The sequence below is a fragment of the Corynebacterium sp. NML 150383 genome, assembly GCF_002285085.1.
In the GTDB taxonomy this organism is placed as follows: domain Bacteria; phylum Actinomycetota; class Actinomycetes; order Mycobacteriales; family Mycobacteriaceae; genus Corynebacterium; species Corynebacterium gottingense.
The window spans coordinates 1-5,753 of record NZ_NSGK01000019.1 but is presented as its reverse complement, the minus strand read 5'-3'; the positions used below and the strand labels follow the sequence as shown (position 1 = coordinate 5,753).

Genomic DNA, 5,753 nt, shown 5'->3' with positions numbered 1-5,753 from the left:
TGTGCGTGTGTTGTTTGAGAACTCGATAGTGTGCCAATGTACTTTTGTTTGTGGATTGGTTGCGTGCCTGTGTTGTGCTGGCTGCACGTTTTGTGTGGTTGGTGTGTGCCGGTAGCATCGCTTGTGAACCTCTAGTTGCAGGTGGTGTTTGCTGGTTATGGTGCGTGATTTGATTCGCGTTTTGTAACTATATTTTTTGTTGTGTCGGCCTGTTTTTGCCCCGTCGGGTTGGGTCGGCACGTGAAGGTAATTTGAGGATTTGCCAGTCCTGCACTGCATTTGGTTGTGGTGTGGGTTGGTTTGTTTTTGGTTAGGTTTGGGCTTTTCACGGCCTTTGTTTCTTGCTGAAACTTTTTTGTGGAGAGTTTGATCCTGGCTCAGGATGAACGCTGGCGGCGTGCTTAACACATGCAAGTCGAACGGAAAGGCCCTGCTTGCAGGGTACTCGAGTGGCGAACGGGTGAGTAACACGTGGGTGATCTGCCCTGTACTTTGGGATAAGCCTGGGAAACTGGGTCTAATACCGAATATGACCACTTCTTGGATGGGGTGGTGGAAAGCTTTTGCGGTATGGGATGAGCTCGCGGCCTATCAGCTTGTTGGTGGGGTAATGGCCTACCAAGGCGTCGACGGGTAGCCGGCCTGAGAGGGTGTACGGCCACATTGGGACTGAGATACGGCCCAGACTCCTACGGGAGGCAGCAGTGGGGAATATTGCACAATGGGCGCAAGCCTGATGCAGCGACGCCGCGTGGGGGATGACGGCCTTCGGGTTGTAAACTCCTTTCGCAACCGACGAAGCTTTTGTGACGGTAGGTTGAGAAGAAGCACCGGCTAACTACGTGCCAGCAGCCGCGGTAATACGTAGGGTGCGAGCGTTGTCCGGAATTACTGGGCGTAAAGAGCTCGTAGGTGGTTTGTCGCGTCGTTTGTGGAATACCGCAGCTTAACTGCGGGGTTGCAGGCGATACGGGCATAACTTGAGTGCTGTAGGGGAGACTGGAATTCCTGGTGTAGCGGTGGAATGCGCAGATATCAGGAGGAACACCGATGGCGAAGGCAGGTCTCTGGGCAGTAACTGACGCTGAGGAGCGAAAGCATGGGGAGCGAACAGGATTAGATACCCTGGTAGTCCATGCCGTAAACGGTGGGCGCTAGGTGTGAGTCCCTTCCACGGGGTTCGTGCCGTAGCTAACGCATTAAGCGCCCCGCCTGGGGAGTACGGCCGCAAGGCTAAAACTCAAAGGAATTGACGGGGGCCCGCACAAGCGGCGGAGCATGTGGATTAATTCGATGCAACGCGAAGAACCTTACCTGGGCTTGACATACACTGGATCGGGCTAGAGATAGTCTTTCCCTTTGTGGCTGGTGTACAGGTGGTGCATGGTTGTCGTCAGCTCGTGTCGTGAGATGTTGGGTTAAGTCCCGCAACGAGCGCAACCCTTGTCTTATGTTGCCAGCATTTGGTTGGGGACTCATGAGAGACTGCCGGGGTGAACTCGGAGGAAGGTGGGGATGACGTCAAATCATCATGCCCCTTATGTCCAGGGCTTCACACATGCTACAATGGTCGGTACAACGCGTGTGCGATCCTGTGAGGGTGTGCTAATCGCTGAAAGCCGGTCGTAGTTCGGATTGGGGTCTGCAACTCGACCCCATGAAGTCGGAGTCGCTAGTAATCGCAGATCAGCAACGCTGCGGTGAATACGTTCCCGGGCCTTGTACACACCGCCCGTCACGTCATGAAAGTTGGTAACACCCGAAGCCCATGGCCCAAACGTGTTAGGGAGTGGTCGAAGGTGGGATCGGCGATTGGGACGAAGTCGTAACAAGGTAGCCGTACCGGAAGGTGCGGCTGGATCACCTCCTTTCTAAGGAGCTTTTGTTTTTGTGCCCACGGTTGTGGGTTGGTGGTTGATGTCGCCTAAGGTGTGACTGCCACGTATTTGTTTTGTATAAATTCCGGGTGGATGCGCACCGGCAGGGTTGGATGCTTCTGCTTTGTGTGGCATGGGTGGTAACCAAGTGTTCCGCAAACATGGTTTTGGGTATGTTGGCATGCTGTTGGGTGTCTGGGGCAGCACATGGCCTGCGCACGGCGTTTGCGTTGTGTGTGGTTGTGGTTGTCTTGTTGGCCTGCACGTGAATGATCACTGCGCTGTTTGTGGTGTGTGGTTGTTGTGGTGTGGGTGTGTTGTGTGAGAACTGTATAGTGGACGCGAGCATCTTTCTTCTTTGCCGCATCCTTGTGCGCATGTTTGTGTGTGCTTGGGGTGTGGTGTTGTGAAGGATTTTTTGTTTTGTAAGTTTGCAAGACTGTTTTTGTGTTTTGTGTATCTGAGCATGCGCCGCCCTGTGGTGGTGTGTGTTTGTGTGTGTTGGATAATTGTTTGGTTATTCAGGGCGTACGGTGGATGCCTTGGCATGCTGAGCCGATGAAGGACGTGTGAGGCTGCGTTATGCCTCGGGGAGTTGTCAACAAAGCGTTGATCCGAGGATGTCCGAATGGGGGAACCCAGCACCGGTTGTGTGGTGTTACCTGCAGATGAATGCATAGTCTGTGTGGAGGTTGACGCGGGGAAGTGAAACATCTCAGTACCCGTAGGAGAAGAAAACAATTGTGATTCTGCTAGTAGCGGCGAGCGAACGTGGATGAGGCTAAACCATGTGCGTGTGATACCTGGCAGGGGTTGCGTGTGTGGTGTTGTGGGGTGCAGTGTTTCTGGGCTGCTGACCAGGAGCGTGCGCGTGCGTGTTAGCGGAAGCATCTGGGATGGTGCGCCGGAGTGGGTGAGAGTCCTGTACGTGAAGGCGTGTGCGTGTGTGTTGTTGTTGCCCCGAGTAGCAGCGGGCTCGTGGAATCTGCTGTGAATCTGCCGGGACCACCCGGTAAGCCTAAATACTCAGTGTGACCGATAGTGGATAGTACCGTGAGGGAATGGTGAAAAGTACCCCGGGAGGGGAGTGAAAGAGTTCCTGAAACCGTGCGCTTACAATCCGTCAGAGCGCCTCTTGTGTGTGATGGCGTGCCTTTTGAAGAATGAGCCTGCGAGTCAGCGGCATGTCGCGAGGTTAACCCGTTAGGGGTAGTCGTAGCGAAAGCGAATCCTCATTGGGTGTTGTTAGTGGCATGTCCTGGACCCGAAGCGGGGTGATCTACCCATGGCCAGTGTGAAGCAGCTGTAAGAGGTTGTGGAGGCGCGAACCCACGTAGGTTGAAAACTGCGGGGATGAGTTGTGGGTAGGGGTGAAAGGCCAATCAAACTCCGTGATAGCTGGTTCTCCCCGAAATGCATTTAGGTGCAGCGTTGTATGAGCTTGCCGGAGGTAGAGCTACTGGTTGGTTGAGCGGGACTATCATCTTAGCAACATCAGCCAAACTCCGAATGCCGGTGTTAAGTGTTGTACAGCAGTGAGACTGTGGGGGATAAGCTTCATAGTCGAGAGGGAAACAGCCCAGATCGCCGGTTAAGGCCCCTAAGGGTGTACTAAGTGGAAAAGGATGTGGGATCGCGAAGACAGCCAGGAGGTTGGCTTAGAAGCAGCCATCCTTGAAAGAGTGCGTAATAGCTCACTGGTCGAGTGGTTCCGCGCCGACAATGTAGTGGGGCTCAAGTACACCGCCGAAGCCGCGGCAACAATGTTTTGTTGGGTAGGGGAGCGTCGTGCATGGTGTGAAGCAGTACCGTGAGGGGTTGTGGACTGTGTGCGAGTGAGAATGCAGGCATGAGTAACGAGTGTAAGGTGAGAATCCTTACCGCTGGATGACTAAGGGTTCCTGGGTCAAGTTCGTCTTCCCAGGGTGAGTCGGGTCCTAAGGCGAGGCCGACAGGCGTAGTCGATGGTCAACGGGTTGATATTCCCGTACCCGTGTGTGTGCGTCAAGTGATGAAGCGGTGATACTAACCACCCTGATCGCTGGCCATGGGGTAACTTTGTTGCCCTGGGTTGGTGTGATGCGTGGGGCCTGAGTCGTTGTAGTCAAGTGATGGGGTGACGCAGTGTGGTAGCCAAGCCACTTATTGGATTGTGGTGTAAGCGTGTGGCACGACGGTGTGTGAAATGCCATCGTTTTTGTGTGTGAGGCGTGATGCGTAGCCCTTTTTTGGGTGATGTTGGTGATCCTGTGCTGTCGAGAAAAGCCTCTAGCGAGTGTGCATACGGCCCGTACCCGAAACCGACACAGGTGGTCAGGTAGAGAATACTAAAGCGGTCGGGTGAACTGTGGTTAAGGAATTCGGCAAAATTCCCCCGTAACTTCGGGAGAAGGGGGACCTGTGCTGGTGGCCGCATTTTTCGTGTGGTGTGCTGGTGTGGGTCGCAGAGAAGAGAGGGGAGCGACTGTTTATCAAAAACACAGGTCCGTGCGAAGACGGTTAAGTTGATGTATACGGACTGACGCCTGCCCGGTGCTGGAAGGTTACGAGGACCTGTTAGATCCTTTGTTGGGTCGAAGCGGAGAATTTAAGCCCCAGTAAACGGCGGTGGTAACTATAACCATCCTAAGGTAGCGAAATTCCTTGTCGGGTAAGTTCCGACCTGCACGAATGGCGTAACGACTCCCCTGCTGTCTCAACCACAGGCCCGGTGAAATTGCAGTACGAGTAAAGATGCTCGTTTCGCGCGGCAGGACGAAAAGACCCCGGGACCTTCACTATAGCTTGGTATTGGCATTCGGTGCGGTTTGTGTAGGATAGGTGGGAGACTGTGAAGCATTGACGCTAGTTGGTGTGGAGTCGTTGTTGAAATACCACTCTGACCGTAGTGGATATCTAACCTTGGCCCATGATCTGGGTTGGGGACAGTGCCTGGTGGGTAGTTTAACTGGGGCGGTTGCCTCCCAAAATGTAACGGAGGCGCCCAAAGGTTCCCTCAGCCTGGTTGGCAATCAGGTGTTTAGAGTGTAAGTGCACAAGGGAGCTTGACTGTGAGACTTACAAGTCGAGCAGGGACGAAAGTCGGGACTAGTGATCCGGCACCTACTTGTGGATGTGGTGTCGCTCAACGGATAAAAGGTACCCCGGGGATAACAGGCTGATCTTCCCCAAGAGTCCATATCGACGGGATGGTTTGGCACCTCGATGTCGGCTCGTCGCATCCTGGGGCTGGAGTAGGTCCCAAGGGTTGGGCTGTTCGCCCATTAAAGCGGCACGCGAGCTGGGTTCAGAACGTCGTGAGACAGTTCGGTCTCTATCCGCCGCGCGCGTTGAAACTTGAAGAAGGCTGTCCCTAGTACGAGAGGACCGGGACGGACGTACCTCTGGTGTGCCAGTTGTTCCGCCAGGAGCATTGCTGGTTGGCTACGTACGGGAGGGATAACCGCTGAAAGCATCTAAGCGGGAAGCCTGTTTTGAGATGAGGTTTCTTAGGCGCCCAGGAGATGACTGGGTTGATAGGCCAGATCTGGAAGCATCGTAAGGTGTGGAGGTGACTGGTACTAATCCGCCGTTGATCAAACACTTTTGCACACACGTGGATACACTTGTGGTGTTGTAGGTTTGCGAAACGATTTGTTTGCGTCCACTATGCAGTGCTGGCACAGCACACTGTTGGCCAACATGTTCACATGTTGAATATTTTGACTGTCGCATCACTAACCCTGGTGGTTGGTGGCTGGCATGCCCCGTTGGGTGTGTCGGTGGTTGATGGCGGCGGGGAAACGCCCGGTCCCATTCCGAACCCGGAAGCTAAGCCCGCCCGCGCTGATGGTACTGCACTCGGGAGGGTGTGGGAGAGTAGGTTACCGCCGACCC

The 5,753-nt window shown here is 54.3% G+C and carries 3 rRNA genes; all 3 read left to right on the top strand.

Annotation, left to right across the window (positions count from 1 at the left end):
* Positions 1 to 354 precede the first annotated feature (354 nt).
* The 3 genes from CKJ85_RS11690 to rrf all read left to right on the top strand — a co-directional run bounded on the left by CKJ85_RS11690 (position 355) and on the right by rrf (position 5,752).
* A 16S ribosomal RNA gene (locus CKJ85_RS11690) occupies positions 355 to 1,871 on the top strand.
* A 516-nt stretch (positions 1,872 to 2,387) separates the two neighbouring features.
* Positions 2,388 to 5,461 (top strand): 23S ribosomal RNA (locus CKJ85_RS11685).
* Positions 5,462 to 5,634: 173 nt separating this feature from the next.
* Positions 5,635 to 5,752, top strand: a 5S ribosomal RNA gene (gene rrf, locus CKJ85_RS11680).
* The 16S, 23S and 5S rRNA genes sit together here, the layout of an rRNA operon.
* The last annotated feature ends 1 nt before the right edge of the window (position 5,753 follow it).